The 19,838-nt window shown below is 64.3% G+C and carries 23 protein-coding genes and 1 tRNA gene; 12 read left to right on the forward strand and 12 right to left on the reverse strand.

Features of this window, described 5'->3' with window-relative positions; genetic code table 11:
* Positions 1–169: 169 nt before the first annotated feature.
* Both glnA and RIdsm_RS11195 read right to left on the reverse strand, forming a co-directional pair.
* A complete protein-coding gene (glnA, locus tag RIdsm_RS11190; RefSeq protein WP_057819332.1) occupies positions 170–1,576 on the reverse strand; it encodes a type I glutamate--ammonia ligase in 1,407 nt (468 codons plus the stop codon).
* A 43-nt stretch (positions 1,577–1,619) separates the two neighbouring features.
* Complete coding sequence (locus RIdsm_RS11195; RefSeq protein ID WP_057819330.1) at positions 1,620–1,958, reverse strand: P-II family nitrogen regulator; 339 nt, start codon at positions 1,956–1,958, stop codon at positions 1,620–1,622.
* A gap of 169 nt (positions 1,959–2,127) precedes the next feature.
* Between RIdsm_RS11195 and RIdsm_RS11200 the strand changes: the two genes are divergently transcribed.
* Entirely contained in the window at positions 2,128–3,738 is a 1,611-nt protein-coding gene (locus RIdsm_RS11200) for an NAD(P)H-hydrate dehydratase (RefSeq protein WP_057819328.1), read from the forward strand.
* An 85-nt stretch (positions 3,739–3,823) separates the two neighbouring features.
* On the opposite strand, the gene RIdsm_RS11205 is transcribed toward RIdsm_RS11200, so the two are convergent.
* A complete protein-coding gene (locus RIdsm_RS11205; protein ID WP_074940615.1) occupies positions 3,824–4,312 on the reverse strand; it encodes a Hint domain-containing protein in 489 nt (162 codons plus the stop codon).
* 153 nt (positions 4,313–4,465) lie between these two features.
* Here RIdsm_RS11205 and RIdsm_RS11210 point away from each other — a divergent pair.
* Positions 4,466–4,550, forward strand: a tRNA-Leu gene (locus RIdsm_RS11210).
* Positions 4,551–4,764: 214 nt separating this feature from the next.
* Entirely contained in the window at positions 4,765–5,025 is a 261-nt protein-coding gene (locus RIdsm_RS11215; RefSeq protein WP_057819324.1) for a hypothetical protein, read from the forward strand.
* A gap of 80 nt (positions 5,026–5,105) precedes the next feature.
* Here the strand turns inward: RIdsm_RS11215 and RIdsm_RS11220 are convergent, their stop codons facing one another.
* Together RIdsm_RS11220 and RIdsm_RS11225 are read right to left on the reverse strand one after the other, a co-directional pair.
* The gene (locus tag RIdsm_RS11220) at positions 5,106–5,753 is read right to left on the reverse strand and encodes a L,D-transpeptidase (RefSeq protein WP_057819322.1); all 648 of its coding nucleotides are present in this window, start codon (positions 5,751–5,753) and stop codon (positions 5,106–5,108) included.
* 149 nt (positions 5,754–5,902) lie between these two features.
* Positions 5,903–6,352: a nucleoside deaminase gene (locus tag RIdsm_RS11225; protein ID WP_057819320.1), complete on the reverse strand. Its 450-nt coding sequence runs from the start codon at positions 6,350–6,352 to the stop codon at positions 5,903–5,905.
* A 195-nt stretch (positions 6,353–6,547) separates the two neighbouring features.
* On the opposite strand from RIdsm_RS11225, the gene tig reads away from it, so the two are divergent.
* The 4 genes from tig (at position 6,548) to RIdsm_RS11245 (ending at position 10,549) form a co-directional block, all read left to right on the forward strand.
* Positions 6,548–7,879, forward strand: coding sequence for a trigger factor (gene tig / locus RIdsm_RS11230; protein ID WP_057819318.1), 1,332 nt, complete (start codon positions 6,548–6,550; stop codon positions 7,877–7,879).
* 218 nt (positions 7,880–8,097) lie between these two features.
* The gene (locus RIdsm_RS11235; protein WP_057819316.1) at positions 8,098–8,874 is read left to right on the forward strand and encodes a DUF6782 family putative metallopeptidase; all 777 of its coding nucleotides are present in this window, start codon (positions 8,098–8,100) and stop codon (positions 8,872–8,874) included.
* Positions 8,875–9,041: 167 nt separating this feature from the next.
* On the forward strand, positions 9,042–10,088 hold the full coding sequence (locus RIdsm_RS11240) for a methyltransferase (protein ID WP_057819315.1): 1,047 nt from the start codon (positions 9,042–9,044) through the stop codon (positions 10,086–10,088).
* An 8-nt stretch (positions 10,089–10,096) separates the two neighbouring features.
* Positions 10,097–10,549: a thioesterase family protein gene (locus RIdsm_RS11245; RefSeq protein ID WP_057819313.1), complete on the forward strand. Its 453-nt coding sequence runs from the start codon at positions 10,097–10,099 to the stop codon at positions 10,547–10,549.
* An 82-nt stretch (positions 10,550–10,631) separates the two neighbouring features.
* Here the strand turns inward: RIdsm_RS11245 and RIdsm_RS11250 are convergent, their stop codons facing one another.
* The 4 genes from RIdsm_RS11250 to rpsF form a co-directional block, all read right to left on the reverse strand.
* Positions 10,632–11,057, reverse strand: a complete 426-nt coding sequence (locus RIdsm_RS11250; protein ID WP_057819311.1) for a hypothetical protein — start codon at positions 11,055–11,057, stop codon at positions 10,632–10,634.
* A gap of 151 nt (positions 11,058–11,208) precedes the next feature.
* Positions 11,209–11,844, reverse strand: a complete 636-nt coding sequence (gene rplI / locus RIdsm_RS11255) for a 50S ribosomal protein L9 (RefSeq protein WP_057819309.1) — start codon at positions 11,842–11,844, stop codon at positions 11,209–11,211.
* 12 nt (positions 11,845–11,856) lie between these two features.
* Positions 11,857–12,084 carry a 30S ribosomal protein S18 gene (rpsR, locus tag RIdsm_RS11260; RefSeq protein WP_009805008.1) on the reverse strand — a complete coding sequence of 76 codons (228 nt, stop codon included), beginning with the start codon at positions 12,082–12,084 and terminating at the stop codon, positions 11,857–11,859.
* 28 nt (positions 12,085–12,112) lie between these two features.
* Positions 12,113–12,466, reverse strand: a complete 354-nt coding sequence (rpsF, locus tag RIdsm_RS11265; protein ID WP_057819307.1) for a 30S ribosomal protein S6 — start codon at positions 12,464–12,466, stop codon at positions 12,113–12,115.
* A gap of 241 nt (positions 12,467–12,707) precedes the next feature.
* Here rpsF and RIdsm_RS11270 point away from each other — a divergent pair, with 241 nt between their 5' ends.
* The gene (locus RIdsm_RS11270; RefSeq protein WP_074940611.1) at positions 12,708–13,208 is read left to right on the forward strand and encodes a hypothetical protein; all 501 of its coding nucleotides are present in this window, start codon (positions 12,708–12,710) and stop codon (positions 13,206–13,208) included.
* A 10-nt stretch (positions 13,209–13,218) separates the two neighbouring features.
* On the opposite strand, the gene RIdsm_RS11275 is transcribed toward RIdsm_RS11270, so the two are convergent.
* Positions 13,219–14,109 (reverse strand): LysR family transcriptional regulator, encoded by an 891-nt coding sequence (locus RIdsm_RS11275; protein WP_057819303.1) that lies wholly within the window; start codon positions 14,107–14,109, stop codon positions 13,219–13,221.
* Positions 14,110–14,212: 103 nt separating this feature from the next.
* Here RIdsm_RS11275 and RIdsm_RS11280 point away from each other — a divergent pair, with 103 nt between their 5' ends.
* On the forward strand, positions 14,213–14,713 hold the full coding sequence (locus RIdsm_RS11280; RefSeq protein ID WP_057819529.1) for a lactoylglutathione lyase family protein: 501 nt from the start codon (positions 14,213–14,215) through the stop codon (positions 14,711–14,713).
* Between the two features lie 191 nt (positions 14,714–14,904).
* Positions 14,905–15,477: a YceI family protein gene (locus RIdsm_RS11285; protein ID WP_057819301.1), complete on the forward strand. Its 573-nt coding sequence runs from the start codon at positions 14,905–14,907 to the stop codon at positions 15,475–15,477.
* Between the two features lie 140 nt (positions 15,478–15,617).
* Here the strand turns inward: RIdsm_RS11285 and RIdsm_RS11290 are convergent, their stop codons facing one another.
* Both RIdsm_RS11290 and RIdsm_RS11295 read right to left on the reverse strand, forming a co-directional pair.
* Entirely contained in the window at positions 15,618–16,637 is a 1,020-nt protein-coding gene (locus tag RIdsm_RS11290; protein ID WP_057819299.1) for a TIGR00341 family protein, read from the reverse strand.
* Positions 16,638–16,670: 33 nt separating this feature from the next.
* The gene (locus RIdsm_RS11295; RefSeq protein ID WP_057819297.1) at positions 16,671–17,897 is read right to left on the reverse strand and encodes a cytochrome b/b6 domain-containing protein; all 1,227 of its coding nucleotides are present in this window, start codon (positions 17,895–17,897) and stop codon (positions 16,671–16,673) included.
* A 160-nt stretch (positions 17,898–18,057) separates the two neighbouring features.
* Between RIdsm_RS11295 and fabD the strand changes: the two genes are divergently transcribed.
* Both fabD and fabG read left to right on the forward strand, forming a co-directional pair.
* On the forward strand, positions 18,058–18,999 hold the full coding sequence (gene fabD / locus RIdsm_RS11300) for an ACP S-malonyltransferase (protein ID WP_057819295.1): 942 nt from the start codon (positions 18,058–18,060) through the stop codon (positions 18,997–18,999).
* 53 nt (positions 19,000–19,052) lie between these two features.
* The gene (gene fabG / locus RIdsm_RS11305; RefSeq protein WP_057819294.1) at positions 19,053–19,790 is read left to right on the forward strand and encodes a 3-oxoacyl-[acyl-carrier-protein] reductase; all 738 of its coding nucleotides are present in this window, start codon (positions 19,053–19,055) and stop codon (positions 19,788–19,790) included.
* The last annotated feature ends 48 nt before the right edge of the window (positions 19,791–19,838 follow it).

Genomic DNA, 19,838 nt, shown 5'->3' on the forward strand with positions numbered 1-19,838 from the left:
GCGAAAGACGGAGTCAGTTTGTTGCAAATGTGGAACTAATTGGGCAAATCGCCGGAGTATTGGTGAGCCGCTCTCGCGGGCGCGCGCGAAGATCGCCCTGCAAGCCTATGTGTTCAATAAAAAAAGGCGCCCGCGTGGGGCGCCTTTCCGTAATACGCTGAAATCGGGCTCAGCAGCTGTAGTACATCTGGAATTCGACCGGGTGCGGCGTGTGCTCGTACATCTCGATCTCTTCCATTTTCAGCTCGATATAGCCGTCGATCTGGTCCTTGGTGAACACGTCCCCGGCCAGCAGGAAGTCGTGATCGGCCGCCAGGGCGTCGATCGCTTCGCGCAGGCTTCCGCAGACGGTGGGGATGCCTTCCAGCTCTTCCGCCGGCAGGTCGTAGAGGTTCTTGTCCATCGCCTCGCCCGGATCGATCTTGTTCTTGATTCCGTCAAGACCGGCCATCAGCAGGGCCGAGAAGCACAGGTAGGGGTTCGATGACGGGTCGGGGAAGCGGGCCTCGACGCGCTTGGCTTTCGGGCTTTCCGTCCACGGGATACGCACGCAGCCCGAGCGGTTGCGGGCCGAGTAGGCGCGCAGAACCGGCGCTTCGAAGCCCGGGATCAGACGCTTGTAGCTGTTGGTCGACGGGTTGGTGAAAGCGTTGAGCGTCTTGGCGTGCTTCAGGATGCCGCCGATGAAATACAGGGCTTCCTGGCTCAGGTCGGCATACTTGTCGCCGGCGAAGAGCGGCTTGCCGTCTTTCCAGATCGACATGTTGACGTGCATGCCGGTGCCGTTGTCGCCCGCGATGGGCTTGGGCATGAAAGTTGCCGTCTTGCCATAGGCTTGCGCGACGTTGTGAATGACGTACTTGTACTTCTGAAGCTCGTCGCCCTGCTTGGTGAGCGTGCCGAAGATCAGGCCGAGCTCGTGCTGGCACGAGGCCACTTCGTGGTGGTGTTTGTCGACCTTCATGCCGAGGCGTTTCATGGTCGAGAGCATTTCCGAGCGGATGTCCTGGGCATCGTCGGTGGGGTTCACCGGGAAGTAGCCGCCCTTGACGCCCGGACGGTGGCCCATGTTGCCCATCTCGTACTCGGTGTCGGTGTTCCACGATGCGTCAAGCGCGTCGACCTCGTAGCCGACCTTGTTGATCGAGTTCGAGAAGCGAACGTCGTCGAACAGGAAGAATTCGGCTTCCGGGCCGAAGAAGGCGCTGTCGCCGATGCCCGAGGAAATCAGGTAGGCTTCGGCTTTTTCGGCGGTGCCGCGCGGGTCGCGCTCGTAGGCTTCGCCGGTGTCGGGTTCGACGACCGAGCAGTGCACGCAGACGGTTTTCTCGGCATAGAACGGGTCGATATAGGCGGACTCGGTGTCGGGCATGAGTTTCATGTCCGATGCTTCGATCGATTTCCAGCCGGCGATCGACGAGCCGTCGAACATGAAGCCTTCTTCGAGGAAGTCTTCATCGACCTGGTCGCTCATCACGGTGACGTGCTGAAGCTTGCCGCGCGGGTCGGTGAAGCGGATGTCGACATACTCGACGTCCTCGTCCTTGATCAGTTTGAGCAGATCGCTTGCGCTCATGGTTACAGATCCCCTTGGTTGGTTGATGTTGCTTGAGTGTGGGTTAAAGCGCGTCCGAGCCGGATTCGCCGGTGCGGATGCGGATGGCCTGTTCGACGGGCGAGACGAAGATCTTGCCGTCGCCGATCTTGTCGGTCTTGGCGGCCTCGACGATCGCCTCGATCGCGCTGTCGACCTGGTCGTCGTCGAGCACGACGTCGATTTTCACCTTGGGCAGGAAATCGACAACGTATTCCGCCCCGCGATACAGTTCGGTATGGCCCTTCTGCCGCCCGAACCCCTTGACCTCGATCACCGAAAGGCCTTGTACGCCGATCTCCTGCAGCGCCTCCTTGACCTCATCAAGCTTGAACGGCTTGATGATCGCTTCGATCTTCTTCATGCGCCCGACCTCCTTGCGACTGTGTCCCGGGATTTCGATCACTTCTCTAAGGGCCGCACAATCGTATAGGCTGGGTGCGGGGGCATGGGGCAGGGTCGAAATGGGTGTTGCTCAATATTTGGGCAAGTCGCTGTAAAACTAATCCAAATTGAATCGGGGGAGAGCGGAATTGACGGAATTGCTGACCGCCGCGCAGATGCGGGCCGTGGAACGGGCGGCCATCGAGTCGGGCGAGGTGACCGGGCTGGAGCTGATGGAACGCGCCGGGCGGGGCGTTGTCGAGGCGGTTTTCGAGGAATGGCCGGAACTGGCGCAGGCGCCGCACAAGGCGGTGGTGCTGTGCGGGCCGGGGAACAATGGCGGCGACGGGTTTGTCGTGGCGCGGCTGTTGAAGGAGTGGGGCTGGGAGGTGGAGGTTTTCCTTTACGGGGATGCGGAGAAGCTGCCGCCGGATGCGCGGGTGAATTACGAGCGGTGGGGGGAGATGGGGGAGGTTCAATCCTATCTGGACGAGGGGGACGGGGCGTTCTGGCTGGACCCGTCCGAATGGGGCCCCGAGTCGCTGATCGTGGATGCGCTGTTCGGTACGGGTCTCACGCGGCCGGTCGAGGGGTTCGATCAATTTGGTTGGGCCACGCAGATGTCGGGGTGGCAGGTAGATGGCAGGCCAGTCGGTGGTAGGAAATATCCGGACGCGCGGGTGGTGGCCGTGGATATGCCGAGCGGCGTTTGTTCGGATTCCGGGCGCTACCTTCGTTCGGACGGGCAGGGGAGACATCACGAAGATATCCGGGCGCACCTGACGGTGGGCTTTCATGCGCGCAAGCTGGGTCATGTCCTGGCCGATGGGCCCGATGCCTGCGGGAGGGTCGTGGTCAAGGATATCGGTCTGGGTCAACCCGCCGACAGGCAGATGGTGCGCAAGGTTGATTCACCGGATCGCGGGGGGCTGGGCAAGCGGGGCGGGCATAAGTTTGGTCATGGCCATGCTCTCATCCTCACCGGTGGCTCCGGGCGGACCGGCGCGGCGCGGCTGGCGGCGCGGGGGGCGCTCAGGATCGGGGCGGGGCTGGTGACGCTGGGGGTGCCGCCCTCTGCGCAGCAGGAGGTGGCCTGCCAGATTATGGCGCTGATGCTGCGGCGGGTGGCGGATGGCGAAGGTTTGGCGGAGGTGCTGGAGGACAGGCGGGTGAATGCGCTGTGTCTCGGGCCTGGCTTGGGTGTCGAGCGGGCCGGGGAGCTGGTGCCGGTGGCGTTGGGGGCGGAACCTTCTCGCGCGGTCGTGCTGGATGCGGATGCGTTGACGGCGTTTGCCGATGCGCCGGAGCGCTTGTTCGGGATGCTGCATGAGCGATGCGTTTTGACGCCGCATGGGGGGGAGTTTGCGCGGCTGTTTCCGGATATCGCCGAGAAGCTGGATGCGGCGCCCGTGAAAGGCCCGGCCTATTCCAAGGTGGATGCGACGCGGGAGGCCGCGGAGCGTGCGGGATGCGTGGTGCTGTTCAAGGGGCCGGATACGGTAATCGCGGGGCCGGACGGGCGGTGTTCGGTGAACTCGGCACAGTATGAGCGCGCCGCGCCCTGGCTGGCGACGGCCGGGGCGGGCGATGTGCTGGCGGGGTTCATCACCGGGCTGCTGGCAAGGGGGTTTGCACCGATGCAGGCGGCGGAGACGGGCGCGTGGCTTCACGTGGAATGTGCGCGGGCCTTCGGACCGGGGCTGATTGCCGAGGATCTGCCGGAGCAACTTCCGAATGTTTTCAGGGAGTTGGGCCTCTGATCGTGCAAAAACCCCGGGGAGAGCCCGGGGTTTTCACTTGGTTTGGAGGGTTTTGTTCGAGTGGTAGCTTAAAGAAAGAAACGTGTCAGGTCGTTGTGTGGTTACCCAGATGGCTCGCCACTTCCAGACCATCGACATAGAGCACGTGGGGTGTGTCGAACTCGAGCTCGTAGAGGGTCATGGTGGCGTTGTCATGCAGGGTCACGAACTCGCCATCGACGAGCCTTTCGGCGGGCACGAGGGCCTGTTCCGCACCGAACAGGGCCTTGGCGCGCCAGTCACGCACGAGAACCGGCTGGCCGGCGGGCAGGGTCGCATCACGCTCGGGGCGGTTGTGGCCAAGGGAACTTGCCTTGATCCGCACCGCGCGGCCTGTGACCCGCCGGTGCCGGACGGCCCGAAGGACCGCCATGCCGCTGTCGCGCGTGATGACGCGACTGCCCGGCCGAAGATCGGAGACACGCATTTCGCCGTCGAGCGTCATGATGAGCGCGCCGCCGAGAAGGCCCGCTTGATGCTCTGCAACGTTAAGAGAGGGTAAACGCGCGTCCTGCCGAGCCAATGCCGGTTTCATGTTCGTTTCCTGCTTTATTTCTGCCTCAGTTTTTTCCCAACAATATGGCAATATTTAGTTAATGTCGCGTCCTTTCTTTGATTGCCCGATAATCGGGCACCCCGATTTTTCGCTCGCATCGGTCTGAGCGCTTTGCTATTGGACGGCTTCGATGCGGGTGTGGCGAAATTGGTAGACGCACCAGATTTAGGTTCTGGCGCCGCAAGGCGTGGGGGTTCAAGTCCCTCCACCCGCACCATTCCTGGTTGGTCCTCCAACTTCGAGCCTTTCCGAACCGTTTCCCTGACTGCCCGACTTTTCGTCACCCGCCGGTGGGCAGAGTGGCATGGGCGGGTCAACTGGAGGGGGAGTTCGGGCCTGTCTGCGGAATGGCGTTGCTGTTGCGGTTTCGATGTGCAAGTTAGTCGGCGGGCAGTTTCGCCCCGACCTCAGTGATTACCGGGAGGGTAACTATGCGGCCAATAACACTTCTGCTGCCTGCGTCCTTTCTGGCGCTTGCTGCCTGCGGCGACCCGACGATGACCGCCAACACCACCGCTGACGGGTTCCTCGAAGAGGTACCGCCGAACGTGGCCATGCTGGCGGCGCCGGATCAGAACCTTCAGATGGTGCAGCTGCGCCCCGACGGGTGCTACTGGTACCTGTACGAAGGGCCGGTCGAGACGCTGATGGTGCCGCTGCGCGCCGAAAGCGGCGGCAAGATCTGCACCTGACCCTTTGGGTTCGGAGCAACGTAAAAAGGCCTTCCGCCGGAAAAGCGGAAGGCCTTTTTCATGTCGCCCGGGCGGGGTGGTCAGAGAACGCCGCTGGTCGGGTAGAGATAGGCCGTCGAACCGAGCGAGACGTTGGGGTAGAGCTCGTTGATATGGGCCATCACCATGCGGATGCAGCCCGAGCTTGCGCGGCCGCCGATGGTGCGGGGTTCGGGCGTGCCGTGGATGCGCAGGTAGCTGTCCTTGTTGCCGCGGTAGAGATAAAGCGCGCGGGAGCCCAGCGGGTTGGTCGGCCCCGGTTCGACGCCGCCTGCATGTTCGGCGTAGAGCTCGGGGTCGCGCTTGATCATGGCCTGGGTGGGGGTCCAGCTGGGCCATTTGGCCTTGCGCTTGATCGAGTAGATGCCGGGCACGTAGAGCTTGCCGCGGGCGATGGCGACGCCGTAGCGCATGGCCGTGCCGCCGGGCTCGATGTGGTAGAGGAAGCGGGCGACGCTGTCGACGTGGATGTCGCCGGTCTTGAGGCCCGGCTTGGTTTCGACGCGAACGGGCAGGAAGCGCGGTTCGAGATCCCAGGGGTTCGAGGTGGCGGGGTCGAAATCGACCGGGGTGACCTGGGCATCCCACATGTCCCAGTCGCCGGCCGCGGCGTTGGCCATGCCCGGCATGGCAACGGGGCCAGAGAACATGGCGGCTGTCGTGATGATGAAATGGCGCCGTGTGAGCATGGCAGGGGGCTCCTTTGGGTTACAGGCTGCGCAGCGCAGGTCTGCTGAGTTATCCGGAACGATTAACGCTTCAACTATAGAATCGGGTCCGAAGTTCAATCAATAAGTGGTGAACCGTTGCAGGCTTGCAATGCCCGGGCGCCATTGCCCTATTCCTCGGCGATATCCTCGTTCCAGAGCGCCGGTTTCTCGCGGATGAAGCGGGTCATCAGGGCGATGCAGTCGGGATCCTGCACGAGGACCACCTCGACGCCGCGCTCGCGCAGGAAGTCGATATTGCCCTCGAAGGTCTGGTTCTCGCCGATCACCACGCGGGGGATGCCGAACTGGATGATGGTGCCGGTGCACATCATGCAGGGGCTGAGCGAGGTGTAGAGGGTCATGTCGCGGTAGGAGGTCTGGCGGCCGGCCTTGCGCAGGCAGTCCATCTCGCCATGGGCGATGGGGTCGCCCTGCTGGACGCGCTGGTTGCGGCCGCGCGCGATCAGCTCGTCGCCGCGCGCGAGCGCGCTGCCGATGGGGCATCCGCCTTCTTCGTAGCCCGCGAGCGCCTCGTCATAGGCGACGCGCAGAAGTTTACGATCGGTTTCGGAGAGCACTTTACGCCTCGTCTTTCTGGAAAGGGTTAACGCACGGTGCGCAGGGTGCGGCACCGGCGCCGGGAAGGGAAGCGAAATCATACCGTCCGGGGCCCAGACTCCGCTTGCACAAGGTCTGCGCCAACCCTAGAAGGGCGCTTGATTTTGACCGCCGCGGACGCCTCTGCGGCCCTTGGATGCAATGGAAGGACGAACATGCAGGTCACGGAAACCCAGAATGAAGGCCTCAAGCGCGCCTACAAGATGGTGCTGACGGCCCAGGAGCTCGATGACAAGGTCATGGAGAAGCTCAAGGAGGCCCAGCCCGAAGTCGAAATGAAAGGCTTTCGCAAGGGCAAGGTCCCGCTGCCGCTTCTGAAGAAGCAGTTCGGCCAGCGTGTGCTGGGCGAAGCGATGCAGGAAGCCGTCGACGGTGCGATGACGCAGCACTTCGAAGACAAGGGCGAGCGCCCCGCCGGCGAGCCGGCCGTGAAGATGGTCAACGAAGAGTGGAAAGAGGGCGACGACGTCGAGGTCGAGATGTCCTACGAGGCGCTGCCGGAGGTGCCCGAGGTCGATTTCAAATCGGTGAAGATCGAGAAGATGGTCGTGAAGGCCGATGACGGGGCCGTCGACGATGCCCTTAAAAACCTGGCCGAGAACGCACAGAACTTCGAGGACCGCAAGAAGGGCACCAAGGCGAAGGATGGCGACCAGGTCGTGATCGACTTCGTGGGCCGTGTCGACGGCGAGGCGTTCGAGGGCGGCAGTGCCGAGGATTACCCGCTGGTGCTGGGCTCGAACAGCTTCATCCCCGGGTTCGAGGAGCAGCTGGTCGGCGTCAAGCAGGACGAGGAAAAGGTTGTCACGGTCAACTTCCCCGACGAGTACCAGGCCGAACACCTGGCCGGGAAGGAAGCCGAGTTCACCTGCACCGTCAAGGCCGTGAAGGCGCCGGCACCTGCCGAGATCGACGACGACCTGGCGCAGAAATACGGGTCGGACAGCCTGGATGCGCTCAAGGAGCAGATCAAGGAGCGGCTGGAGCAGGAATACGCCGGGGCGTCGCGCGCCGTCATGAAGCGCAAGCTGTTGGACGAGCTGGATAAACAGGTCGATTTCGAGCTGCCGCCGAGCATGGTGGAGGCCGAGGCCAAGCAGATCGCGCACCAGCTGTGGCATGACGAGAACCCCGACGTTCAGGGCCATGACCACCCCGAGGTGGAGCCCACCGAGGAGCACACCAAGCTGGCCGAGCGCCGGGTGCGGCTGGGCCTGCTACTGGCCGAGATCGGCCAGAAGGCCGAGGTCGAGGTGACCGATGCCGAGATGACGCAAGCCGTCATGGAGCAGGCGCGGCAATACCCCGGTCAGGAGCGTCAATTCTTTGAATTCGTTCAGCAAAACCCGCAGATGCGCCAACAGCTTCGGGCGCCGATCTTCGAGGACAAGGTGATCGATTACATCGTCGAGCTGGCCGAGGTGAACGAGACGGAAGTCACCAAGGACGAGCTGGAAAAGGCTGTCGAGGCGCTGGAAGACGAGTAAGCCGTCTTCCGCGATCGGAACAGGGAAGGGCCGCCCCGTGGGGCGGCCTTTTCTGTTGTCGGACCCCCGAAATCCGACGTCGGTATAACGTCGGTATTTTGTCGGTATTGCGTCGGTGCGGCTGTCGGTGCGGATTTCGGTGCGCATGGTGGCTTCCACCCGCGCCCGGGCGCCGGTTATGATCGGGGTTCTGGTTCCACCCGGGGCGATGTCGAGGCATGCGCAATAGGCTGATACTGTCGTTCCTTCTTGGCCTGGCCGCGACCGGTGCGCGGGGCGGGGCGGCATGTATTGGCGCGCCCTACCAGGCCGGCGGGACCGAGGCGCAGCGCGAGCTGGTGGAGATCGTGGGCGAGGTCAGGCCGGTGCTGGACCGGTTCGGCGATCTTGGCGCGGTTCTCGAGCGCGAGACGCCGGAGATCTGTTTCGCAAGCCGGATCGGCCCGGCGCTCGGGTATCTGGAGGCGGATATCGGGCGCATCGTGCTGAGCCGGGCGCAGCCGCGGCCCTTGCAGGCGGGCATCTTCCTGCACGAGCTTCGGCATCTCTGGCAGTTTTCCCGGGGCAGTTGCCCGCGGGACGCCCTGTCGATGAAGGAATATGGCCGCGCGACCTTTGCCATCGAGGCGGATGCGAGCGCGGTGAGCCTGTTGCTGGCGTGGGACATGAAGGCGCACGGCGACCCGTCTGTCTGGGAGGCGCTGGCGGCCTGGCCGTCGCATCAGGATATCGCCGCGCGTTTCGCCGAGACGATGGAGGAGACGGGAGACGGCCCTTTGGCCACGACGGCGGCGTTTTATCAGTGGTATGCCTCGCCCGAGCGGCGGGAGCGGTATTACCGGGCCGCGTGCAGCGATTACCTTGACCGGCAGGACAGGTCGCACCTGATCCCGCGCTACCAGGCGATCGGCGCGGAGTTCTTCGAAAGCCTTTGCCGGATGCCCGATGGCGGGGTCTACAGCTGTGCCGACCCGGAGGCGGGCGCCGGGGAGTGAGCGTGCCGGGGCGTCGCGCGGGCTGACGCGACGGAAATCGCCTGAAAAGCAAGCATTCCTGCGGATAAGCCGGTTTGTACCCGCTTCGTTCCTTTGGCTGCGTTGTATCCCGGGGTGGGTCGTGTATCTACTGGGCCCGCTCATAGAAATTGCTGAACGAGGTAAGAATGCTCGACGATGATACGCCGACGACACAAGTAAAAGCCATCGAGACCGCGGAGGACCTGTCTTCGATTGCCTTCAGCTTCATGGCGTCAAAGGCGCTCTTCGCCGGGCTGCATGCCGATATCTTCTCGCAACTGTCGGACGGGCCGAAATCGGCCGCGGAACTGGCCAAGGCAGTGGACATTCCGATCAACCGGATCGTGATGCTGACCACCGCGCTGGCGAGTGTCGGGGTGCTGGTGATCGGGGATGACGAAAAGATCGAGAATTCGCCTGCCGCGCAGAGCTTCCTGTCGAAACAGTCGAAATACGATTTCGGCGATTACCTGCGCTATCAGATCGACCAGCAGATGTATCCGTTCCTGTTGCAGCTCAATGCCGTGATGAAGGGCGATCTGACCGAGGATGCGATTTCGTCCTACAAGCACTGGATGGCGGACGAGGAACAGGCGTCGGTCTATTCGGAAAGCCAGCATGCGGGCTCGCTCGGGCCGGGGCGGACGCTGGCGCGGAAGGTCGATCTGAGCGCGGCGCGGACCTTGCTGGACGTGGGCGGCGGCACGGGGGCCATGACGATCAGCCTGTGCAAGGCCTACGAGAACCTGCACGCGACGATCATCGATTTCCCGAACGTGTCGGAGATCGGCTGGCGGTTCATTTCCGAGGCCGGGCTGGTGGACCGGGTGCGGTACATTCCGGGCAACGCGGTCGAGGTGCAGTGGCCGGGCAACCAGGATGCCATCCTGATGTCCTACCTGATGAGCGGCGTGCCGGGCGACGATGTGAGCGCGCTGTTGCAGAACGCCTATGACTCGCTGGCGCCGGGCGGCAAGCTTCTGGTGCATGACTTCATGGTCGAGGAAGACCGGCGGGGGCCGGCGCTGGCCGCGCTCTGGCAGTTGCAGCACATGGCGTTCACGCCGGATGCGCGCTCGCTGTCGGTGGGCTGGCTGACCGAGGCGGGGAAGAAACTGGGCTTCGAGGTGGAGCTGGCCGACAACCTCATTCCGGCGATGACCAAGCTTGTCGTCTTTTCCAAGCCTGCGTGAGGCGCTCGATGACCAGACTGAAGCTACATGGCGAGCCGTTGCAGGAAGCGTGGCTGGATGCCTACGGGCATCTGAACGAGGCCTATTACCTTGTGCCGTTCAGCAATGCCTCCTGGGCGTTGCAGGATCATTTCGAGGTGGGCACGGCCTATTTCGACGAGACGGGCTGTGCGCTTTACACGCTGGAGACGCATCTGCGCTATCTCGACGAGGTGCGGGCGCCGGCGGATCTGTCGATCGAGTCGGCGGTTCTGGGCGTTGATGGCAAGCGGCTGCATATCGGGCACTGGATGATGGTGGGCGACAAGGAATGCGCGACCTTCGAGTGCATGCTTCTGCATTTCGACACGCGGGAAGGGGGCGTGGCGGCGTTTCCGGATGCGATCCGCGAGAGGCTGGAGGCGGCGGTGCTGGAGCCCAAGCCGGATTGGGCCGGACGGGCGGTGAAGCAGTTGGGGTGACGTGGTCACCAAGGGATGACGGAAAGGGCCGTGCCGTGGGGTGCGGCCCTTTTTTCTCGACAGGTATGTGCGCGGCCAATGATTAACGGGCGTGAGCGGAGGGGGCGCTGCGCGAGAGGAAGTCTACGAGTGCGACGGAAGGGCAGGTGCCGTCAGGTTGGCGATCCAGGTATTCAACCTTTTCGAACACGACTTCTACCGTCACGTCGTTGAACGACACCGTCCAGAACCGGGGTTGGAGCGACTCCCATTTTTCTGTTCGGTCGGCGCCGGAAATTTCTGTGAATTCCCAGTGCCTTGTCGGGTATTTCGCGTCTGCCAGCCCTTTTGTGTTGGTTGGATTCTGTTCGAAGTGGATGACCGAGGAGAACCTGAGAATGGCTATGCCACCGCCTGCGACTGGCGCAATCTCGTAACTCAATAGAAGGTCGTCTCCGTCGCTGAAGAGGGCGGGATTTTGCACCGTGCCAATGGAGGGAAAGGCCTCTGTCGGGGTTTTGGCTTCCATCTTCTCCTCGCAAGGCCACCTGGCCAAAGTGCGGATCAGCGTAGAGCCAGGTGCAATTTGCGGCAAGGTCGCAGTGCCGGGCCGCGATGGCCAACGAAAAAGGCCGCGCCTGTGCAGCGCGGCCCTTGATCTTTCGGGAAGGCGGGAGGGCCTACTTGTCCTCGTCTTCGCCTTCTTCCTCTTCGGGAAGCACGTCTTCGACCGCGTCGGCGAGATCTTCATCGTCGGAGGCGGCGGAGCCGATATCGTCGAAGAGTTCCGCGATTTCGTAATCGGCGGCTTCCTCTTCCTCGGCGGCGACTTCCTGGATGGTCTTGCCGGACGCCTGCAGCTCGGCCTCTTCGGGCGAGCGGGCGACGTTGACCTTGATGATGACCTCGACCTCGGGGTGCAGGGTCACGTGGACCTCGTGCAGGCCCAGATCCTTGATCGGGCCGCCCATCGCGACCTGTTTGCGGTCGATGGAGAAGCCTTCCTCGGAGACGGCGTCGGCGGCGTCACGGGTGGTGACGGAGCCGTAGAGCGCGCCCGAGTCGGAGGCCTGGCGAATCACGACGAACTGTTTGCCGTCGAGGGTTTCGGCCAGTTTCTCGGCTTCCTTGCGGGTTTCGAGGTTGCGGGCTTCGAGCTGTGCCTTCTGGTCCTGGAACTGGGCGATGTTGGCTTCCGAAGCCGTCAGCGCCTTTTTCTGGGGCAGGAGGTAGTTGCGGGCGAAACCCGGTTTCACGTCGACGACTTCGCCCATCTGGCCAAGCTTGGCGACACGTTCGAGAAGGATGACTTGCATTGATATTCCTCCTTACTTCACGGCGTAGGGCAGAAGGGCGAGGAAGCGGGCGCGCTTGATGGCGCGGGCCAGTTCACGCTGCTTCTTCGCCGAGACGGCGGTGATGCGCGAGGGGACGATCTTGCCGCGCTCGGAAATGTAGCGCTGCAGGAGCTTGGTGTCCTTGTAGTCGATCTTGGGTGCATTCTCGCCCGAGAAGGGGCAGACCTTGCGGCGGCGGAAAAACGGTTTTGCAGCCATGGTTTAGTGTCCTTTCTTCAAGCTGGGATCAACGACGCTCGCGACGGTCGCCGCGTTCTTCTTTCTTCTGCATCTGGACCGACGGGCCATCTTCGTGGCTGTCGACCTTGATGGTCAGAACGCGCATCACGTCGTCATGCAGCCGCATCAGGCGTTCCATTTCGTGAACGGCCGGTGCCGGGGCATCGGTCTTCAGAAAGGCGTAGTGGCCCTTGCGGTTCTTGTTGATCTTGTAGGCCATCGTCTTGACGCCCCAGTACTCGCTGTCGACGACTTTGCCGCCATTGTCCGCGAGAACGGTGCCGAAATGTTCGACGAGGCCTTCGGCTTGCGCGTTGGACAGGTCCTGGCGCGAGATGAATACATGCTCATAGAGCGGCATGTTTGCTCCACTTCTATCTAGGCGCATTTCAAAGGCGGGCCTTTTCATCCTTTCGCGGCCCGTCCACGAGAGACTGCGCGGTTCATGCGTGATGCGAAAGGAATGCGGCCTATACGACGGATCGGCGGGCTTGGCAAGCGCCGAACAGGTGCCGGAGTTTTGCCCACGCGCCGCCCTATTGCTGGCGCGATTGCGGGGCAGGGTGCGGCCCTGACCAGACCAGACAGCGTGGACCGATCCGATGACTGCATTGCCCGATTTCGCCGACCAGTTTCAAGCCCATGACCGCCGTTCCGCGCTGCGTGAACCGGTGGACGCGGTCGACGGGCCGGGCGGGATGGCCGGGCGGTTCGCGATGTTCTGCGCGGCCACGGCGCTGATGATGGCGGCGGCGGGCATCTGGATGTTCCCGGCGCCGGATCACGCGGTGATGCTGGTCAAGCTGGGCGCCTCGCTGGGCATGTTCGGGGCGGGCGCGGTTCTGCTGTCGGGGCTGAATGCGACGCAGGAGATGGCCCGGGTCGAGATCGACGCCGGCCGCGACGAGATCCGGACCTATGACCGCGAGCTGCGGGGGCGCGTTTTCCTGACCGGGCGCTACCGGATGTCGGAGTTTGCCGAGATCCGGCTGTGCAACCGCACGTTTTTTGCGCGCGACACCGCCGGGCAGCTTGTCGTCTCGGTGCCGGTGCGGAGCCGGTCGCAGGAGCGGGCGATCCGCTCGGCGTTGTCGCTGGCCTGAGGGGCGGTTTTCACTTCACCTGCCGGGCGGCCGTCACGACCATTTCGCTGGCACGGGTCAGCCGCGCCGGGCGGGCGCGGCCGCGGCGCGTGACGAGCCAGAGTTCGTGCCAGCGGCGTTCCGGCAATTGCACGATGGAGAGACGATCCTTGCGGTCGAAGGCCTCGACCCCGCTGCGGGGCAGGAGAGTGTAGCCGATGCCCCGCGCCACGGGCGCCGGGATCTGGCCGATCTGGTTCACGTAGCCGCGGACATGGATGCGGTCGGCGCCGGGATAGGCGCCGGGGAAATTCCGGTAAAGCAGGTCGTCGGCCAGCGCGTAGCCGTCGGGATGGGCGATGAAGCCGCGCGCGTCGAGCTCGTCGAAGCTGGCGATCGTCTCGGGGGCGCCGGCGGGCAGGATCAGGCAAAGCTCTTCGCGCCCGAGCTGCCGGGCCTCGAGCCGGGGATGATCGGGGTCTGCTCCCAGCACGCCGAGGTCGAACCGGCCGTCGAGCAGGCCCGAGAGGATGTCGGGCTGGGGGGCGGCCTCGAGGTGGATCGAGAGGGCCGGCGCCGCGTTCATCCAGGGCATGAGGATCGGGTAGAGCAGCATGGCGAAGCTGCCGGAACAGGCGATGCGGAGCTCGCCGATATCGGGGTCATCGGTTTCTATCGTCTCGCGCAGGCGCTTTTCCTCGGTCCGGCGGGAGAGGCCGAGTTGAAAGACGGCCTCGCCCGCCGCCGTGAGGGCAAAACTCTTGCCCTGCTGGGTGACCAGCTCGTGGCCGACCTGGTCTTCGAGTTTGCGCAGGTGCTGGGAGACGCCCGGCTGGGTCATGTTCAGGCGCCGGGCGGCGCGAGTGAAGTGCCCGGTTTCGCAGAGCGTGGTGAAGGTATTGAGCCAGGTGGCATTGAGCATTGGTGCGCAAACGTTTTGTTATGATTTTTATTTGAAATGATAATTTCACACCGGAGGGTCCGGTGTCTACCTCCGCGGTATCGCTCATTGAATGGAGATGGAGATGACCCAGACGACCCCCCGTACATTTTCCCATATCGGCCTGTCCGTGCCCGACCTCGAGGCGGCGGTTAAGTTCTATTCCGAGGTGCTTGGCTTTTACGTGGTCATGGAGCCATCCGAAGCCGTGGAAGACGAGAGCGCCATCGGCGTGATGTGCACCGACGTGTTCGGCCCCGGCTGGGGTTCGTTGCGGATTGCGCATCTGTCGACGGCGGATGGTATCGGCATCGAGATCTTCGAATTCCCCGGCAATTACGCGCCGGAGGAGAAGCTCGAGCACAAGCGGCACGGCACGTTTCACTTCGCGCTGCAGGACCCGGACGTGGAAGGGCTGGCGCGGCGGATCGTGGAGGCCGGCGGGCGGCAGCGGATGCCGGTGCGGGAGTATTTCCCGGGCGAGAAGCCCTATCGGATGGTCTATGTCGAGGACCCGTTCGGAATCGTCTTCGAGCTTTACAGCCACAGCTACGAGCTGACCTATTCGGCCGGGGCCTATGCGTGATGGCCGGGGTCGGCGCGATTGCGCCGGTTTTCCGGGCAGATGCGCGGGATTTTGCGGCATGTGCGGGCAGGCCGCGCCGTCTGTGTGTTTGTCCACACATCCTGTTGATTTCCACCGGATTGAAGGCGGCTGACCGCGCGTTAGCTTCTGCACCACGACGATACTGTCGCATTTGAAACAGGAGTTACGCGATGAAAACGACACTGATGGCCGCAGCTCTGGCCTTCGCGGCCACCGGCGCCGTTGCCGCCCCCGTGCAATACGACCTCGATTCGAGCCACAGCCAGGTGGTGTTCACCTACGAGCACCTCGGCTATTCGACGACCTACGGCATGTTCTCGGGCTTCGAGGGCGAGATCATGTTCGACCAGGAAGACCCGGCGAATTCGTCGGTGGAAGTGTCGATGCCCGTGCGCTCGATGCTGACCGGCTGGGAAGAGCGTTTTCAGCACTTCATGTCGGATGACTTCTTCGGCGCGGAAGAGGGCGACATGATCACCTTCGTGTCGACCGGCATCGAGGTGACGGGCGAGGACACCGCGAACATCACCGGCGACCTGACCATCGGCGACACCACGCAGGAAGTCGTTCTGGACGCCACGCTGAACCAGGCGGGCACGCACCCGATGGCCAACAAGGAGTGGGTCGGCTTCGACGCCACGACCACGGTTCTGCGCTCGGATTTCGGGCTGGACAAGTTCGCGCCTGCGATCAGCGACGAGGTTCAGGTGATGATCTCGATCGAGGCCGGGAAGGCTGAGTAAGCTTTTCGGATTTCAGAGTTGATGGGGCCGCCGGGGACACCCGGCGGCCTTTTTGTTCGGGTGGACGGAATTTTTCAAAATTCCGTCTCGGAAAATTGGAATTTTCCGGACCGTTTTCTTCGAAGAAAACGGGGGCGTCGCTAGCCTGTCACCGGCGTGCGCACCCAGAGCAGCACCGCCAAGGCGATCAGCAGGCCCAGCCAGATCCCGCCGTTGATGAGGGAAGATCGGCGGGCCTGTTTCTTTTCGAACCAGGTGCGGGGGGTGATGCCGCGCGACAGCATCACGACCTGGGCCGCGAGGTTGACGCAGGCGACGTTGACGCAGAGGAGGAGCGCCGCGCCGAGGGCGAATTCGGGGTGCCCTGCGCCGAGGAAGAGGCCGATGGCGGCGGTGGGGGGCAGCAGCGCCACGGCGACCATCACGCCGACAAGCGCCGAGGAGAGGCCGGTGACGAGGGAAAGCGCCGCGGCGGCGCCGGAGGCCAAGGCGATGGCCATGCCGTCGAAGCCCACCTGCGTGCGGGACATGAGTTCCTTCGACGCCGCATCGACGGGCCAGACCGCGCCGATGAGCAGGCTGAGCCCGAGGGCCACGGCGATGCCGGCGGCGTTGGTGGTGATGGCGCGGCCCATGAGCTTGCCGTCGCCCAGGGCCACGCCCACCGCCAGCGCGAGGTTGGGGCCGAGAAGGGGGGCGATGACCATGGCGCCCACCACGACCGCGACGTTGTCGGCGATCATGCCGAAGGCCGCGACGACCGTGGAGAGCACCACGAAGACCAGGTAGTTGCGGTCGGTCTGGGCCTGTTTCCAGACGTTGTTGTAGATCTCCTCGCGCGACTGGCCGCCGCGGTTCTTGCGGGCGTCTTTTGTGGCGTCGTCTTCCTCTTCCTCCTTTTCTTTCTCGGGGAAGGGAATGGTGGTTTCCACGGGCAGGAGGGTGATGCGCCAGTCGTCGCGTGTGCCCATCAGGGATTGCAGGCGGTCGAGCAGGGCCTGGCGGTGGTCCTGCGTGGCGAGGATGTGGACGCAGACATGGTCGGTATTGTGGAGGTCGGCTGTTGCCGTGGTGCTCAGGGCCTCGTGCTCCTCCGCCTGCCGGAGGATATCCGGCAGGGCGTCTTTCGGGGCGGAGACGATGATCTGGCGCAGGCTCATGGCGCAAAGTGTTAGCGCATGGCTGCGCCGGGGTCACTGGCGTTTGGCGGTCAGGTCGAAGGATATGTCGACGGTGAAGCCGAGGGTGCCTTCGTCCTTTGTGCCGAGGCCGATGTTGAAGTCGCGCCGGTCGACGGTGAGGGCGCCGTTGGCGGTGGCGGTGTCGCCGTCGATGGTGAGGGTGAAGGGGAGCGTGACGGGGACAGATTGGTCCTTGATCGTCAGCGTGCCGTCGGCGACGTGGCCGTCTTCCTGCGCCATGATATCGGCGTTGAACGTTGCGGTTGGGTGGGTTTCGGCGGCGAAATAGTCGGGGCCCATGGCCTGATCGGTGACGGAGCCGAGGGTGAGGGAGGGGATGGAGACGGTGACGGTGACGTCGCCGTGCATGCCGTCGGCATCCGGGTCTTCGGAATAGGCGATCTCGGCGGTCCAGTCGGAGAAGGAGCCGGAGACGTCGGAGCCCATTTGCGAAACGGTGATGTCGAGGGAGCCGTTTTGCACCTGCCAGTCGCTTTCGACGGCTTCGAGGGCGGCGGTTTGGGTGGGTTCAGAACCGGCTTGGGGGAAGAGGCCCGCCGCGGCGCCGCCGCCGATGGCCAGTGCCCAGACCGCGAGGGCGGTGAGGACCGGCAGGGCGTGACCGGGCTGGCGTGGTGTGGGTTCGGCGCGGGTGCGGCCGGGGAGCATGCGGCGGAGGGTGGCGTCGCGGTCGATGCTGTGGTGCTTGATGGCGCCGAGGATGTGGAGGGTGATGGCGCCGATCAGCACCCATTGCAGGATGTAGTGCAGGGTGCCGGTGACCTGGGCCACGGTTTCGTCCTTGGGGACGAAGGGGAGCGACTGGCCGAAGGGCCACCAGATGGGTGCGAAGCCGGAGGTGGCGGCGTGGTGGATCCAGCCGGTGAGGGGGACGATGACGAGGGAGCCGTAGAGCAGCCAGTGGATGGTGTGGGCGAGCCAGGCCTCGGCGGGTTTGTCGCCGTTGAGGAGGCCTGTGCGGGGCTGGCCGAGGGCCCAGAGGATGCGCAGGAGGGCCGTGAAGAAGATGGTGACGCCGATGGTCTTGTGCAGCGAGAAGAGGAGCGCGGCGCGGGCGGTGTCGGCGTCGGTCGTGGCGATGTCGGGGTTCCGGACCGCATGGGCCAGGTCGCTGGCGATGAGGCCGAGCGGAATGACGGTGAGGATCAGCAGGGCGGTGAGCCAGTGGAAGGCCTTGGTGACGGCGCCGTAGCTGTCGTGGGAATTGGCGTAGGGCATGGGGTATCCGGTGAGCGAAAATATGTTGTGGGGGAGAGTAGGGGCCGCGGCGGCGGGAGCAACTGCAATCGGCGCACATTTCCGGTGCGCCGGGTGAGAGGCGTTGCCTCTGGACGGCGGGCAAGGTATCGGGGGGCACGATTTGGAGGGGATTGAGCATATGAGCCGAGCATTCGTATTTCCCGGGCAGGGCGCGCAGAGCATTGGCATGGGCCGCGACCTGGCCGAGGCCTATCCGGCGGCGAAGGCCGTGTTCGACGAGGTCGACGAGGCCCTGGGCGAGAAGCTGAGCGCGCTGATCTGGGAGGGGGAGGCCGACGAGCTGACCCTGACGCAGAACGCGCAGCCGGCGCTGATGGCGACGTCGCTGGCGGCGATGCGGGCGCTGGAGGCCGAGGGCGTGGGCGTGGAGGCCGCGGGCATGGTGGCCGGGCATTCGCTGGGCGAGTATTCGGCTTTGGCCGCGGCGGGCGCGCTGAGCGTGGCGGATACGGCGCGGTTGTTGCGGACAAGGGGCCGCGCGATGCAGGAGGCGGTGCCGGTGGGCGTGGGTGCGATGGCGGCCTTGCTGGGCATGGACCTGGAGGGTGCCAAGGCGCTGGCGGCGGATGCGGCAGGCGACCAGGTGCTGCAGGCCGCGAATGACAACGACCCCAGCCAGGTGGTGATTTCCGGGCACAAGGAGGCCGTGGAACGGGCCGTCGAGATGGCCAAGGAGCGGGGTGCCAAGCGCGCCATGCTGCTGCCGGTGAGCGCGCCGTTCCATTGCGCGCTGATGGAGCCCGCCGCGAAGGTGATGGAAGAGGCGCTGGCCGCGGTGGAGATTGCCGCACCGAAGGTGCCGCTGGTCGCCAATGTGCGGGCCGGGGCGGTGAGCGATCCGGCCGAGATCAGGGCGTTGCTGGTGGAGCAGGTCACGGGCTCGGTGCGGTGGCGCGAGTCGGTGGAGTTCATGAGCCGCGAGGGTGTGACCGAGGTCTGGGAGATTGGCGCCGGGAAAGCGTTGAGTGGCATGATCCGGCGGATCGACAAGGCGATTGCCTGCCGGGCCGTGGGCGCGCCGGCGGATGTGACCGCCGCGGCGGAGAGTTTGAAAGGTTAAGGCCGTAGGCCCCGGGGGATGCCCCCGGAGACAGGATGAACAGGGAGACCTAGATGTTTGATCTGACGGGAAAATATGCGCTGGTCACGGGTGCCTCGGGCGGCATCGGCGGCGCGATTGCCAAGGCGCTGCACGCGGCGGGCGCGACGGTGGGCCTGAGCGGCACGCGGGTCGAGCCGCTGGAGGCGCTGGCCAAGGAGCTGGGCGAGCGGGCGCATGTGCTGCCCTGCAACCTGGGCGATCCGGAGGCCGTCGATTCGCTGCCCAAGCAGGCGATCGAGGCGATGGGCGGCCTCGATATCCTTGTGAACAACGCGGGCGTGACGCGCGACCAGCTGTTCATGCGGATGTCGGACGAGGACTGGCAGACGGTTCTGGACGTGAACCTGACCGCGACGATGCGGCTGTGCCGGGCCGTGGTGCGGCCGATGATGAAGGCGCGCTGGGGCCGGATCATCAATATCAGCTCGGTCGTGGGCACCACCGGCAATGCGGGGCAGGTGAACTATGCCGCCTCGAAGGCCGGGATGGTGGGGATGACCAAGTCGATCGCCCACGAGGTGGCGAGCCGGGGCATCACCGCGAATGCCGTGGCACCCGGTTTCATCGCCACCGCGATGACCGAAAAGCTGTCGGATGCGCAGAAAGACGCGATCAATACGCAAATTCCCGCCGCGCGCATGGGCACGCCCGAGGAAATCGCCGCGGCGGTGCTTTACCTGGCCAGTCCGGAGGCCGGATATGTCACTGGCGCGACCTTGCATGTGAATGGCGGCATGGCCATGATTTAGGGCGTGACGCCTTGTAAATGCGCCGGTAAACCACAGGTTGGGAAAACA

This window comes from Roseovarius indicus, from assembly GCF_008728195.1.
In the GTDB taxonomy this organism is placed as follows: Bacteria; Pseudomonadota; Alphaproteobacteria; order Rhodobacterales; family Rhodobacteraceae; genus Roseovarius; species Roseovarius indicus.

What these genes read in the sequence shown, in the direction of transcription:
- RIdsm_RS11275 (WP_057819303.1), bottom strand. Translation starts at nt 14,109, where the DNA reads ATGCTCAATGCCACCTGGCTCAATACCTTCACCACGCTCTGCGAAACC.
- RIdsm_RS11270 (WP_074940611.1), top strand. Translation starts at nt 12,708, where the DNA reads ATGACTGCATTGCCCGATTTCGCCGACCAGTTTCAAGCCCATGACCGC.
- rpsR (WP_009805008.1), bottom strand. Translation starts at nt 12,084, where the DNA reads ATGGCTGCAAAACCGTTTTTCCGCCGCCGCAAGGTCTGCCCCTTCTCG.
- RIdsm_RS11215 (WP_057819324.1), top strand. Translation starts at nt 4,765, where the DNA reads ATGCGGCCAATAACACTTCTGCTGCCTGCGTCCTTTCTGGCGCTTGCT.
- RIdsm_RS11295 (WP_057819297.1), bottom strand. Translation starts at nt 17,897, where the DNA reads ATGCCCTACGCCAATTCCCACGACAGCTACGGCGCCGTCACCAAGGCC.
- RIdsm_RS11290 (WP_057819299.1), bottom strand. Translation starts at nt 16,637, where the DNA reads ATGAGCCTGCGCCAGATCATCGTCTCCGCCCCGAAAGACGCCCTGCCG.
- fabD (WP_057819295.1), top strand. Translation starts at nt 18,058, where the DNA reads ATGAGCCGAGCATTCGTATTTCCCGGGCAGGGCGCGCAGAGCATTGGC.
- RIdsm_RS11250 (WP_057819311.1), bottom strand. Translation starts at nt 11,057, where the DNA reads ATGGAAGCCAAAACCCCGACAGAGGCCTTTCCCTCCATTGGCACGGTG.
- RIdsm_RS11285 (WP_057819301.1), top strand. Translation starts at nt 14,905, where the DNA reads ATGAAAACGACACTGATGGCCGCAGCTCTGGCCTTCGCGGCCACCGGC.
- fabG (WP_057819294.1), top strand. Translation starts at nt 19,053, where the DNA reads ATGTTTGATCTGACGGGAAAATATGCGCTGGTCACGGGTGCCTCGGGC.
- rplI (WP_057819309.1), bottom strand. Translation starts at nt 11,844, where the DNA reads ATGCAAGTCATCCTTCTCGAACGTGTCGCCAAGCTTGGCCAGATGGGC.
- tig (WP_057819318.1), top strand. Translation starts at nt 6,548, where the DNA reads ATGCAGGTCACGGAAACCCAGAATGAAGGCCTCAAGCGCGCCTACAAG.
- RIdsm_RS11205 (WP_074940615.1), bottom strand. Translation starts at nt 4,312, where the DNA reads ATGAAACCGGCATTGGCTCGGCAGGACGCGCGTTTACCCTCTCTTAAC.
- RIdsm_RS11280 (WP_057819529.1), top strand. Translation starts at nt 14,213, where the DNA reads ATGACCCAGACGACCCCCCGTACATTTTCCCATATCGGCCTGTCCGTG.
- RIdsm_RS11220 (WP_057819322.1), bottom strand. Translation starts at nt 5,753, where the DNA reads ATGCTCACACGGCGCCATTTCATCATCACGACAGCCGCCATGTTCTCT.
- RIdsm_RS11195 (WP_057819330.1), bottom strand. Translation starts at nt 1,958, where the DNA reads ATGAAGAAGATCGAAGCGATCATCAAGCCGTTCAAGCTTGATGAGGTC.
- RIdsm_RS11245 (WP_057819313.1), top strand. Translation starts at nt 10,097, where the DNA reads ATGACCAGACTGAAGCTACATGGCGAGCCGTTGCAGGAAGCGTGGCTG.
- RIdsm_RS11240 (WP_057819315.1), top strand. Translation starts at nt 9,042, where the DNA reads ATGCTCGACGATGATACGCCGACGACACAAGTAAAAGCCATCGAGACC.
- RIdsm_RS11235 (WP_057819316.1), top strand. Translation starts at nt 8,098, where the DNA reads ATGCGCAATAGGCTGATACTGTCGTTCCTTCTTGGCCTGGCCGCGACC.
- glnA (WP_057819332.1), bottom strand. Translation starts at nt 1,576, where the DNA reads ATGAGCGCAAGCGATCTGCTCAAACTGATCAAGGACGAGGACGTCGAG.
- rpsF (WP_057819307.1), bottom strand. Translation starts at nt 12,466, where the DNA reads ATGCCGCTCTATGAGCATGTATTCATCTCGCGCCAGGACCTGTCCAAC.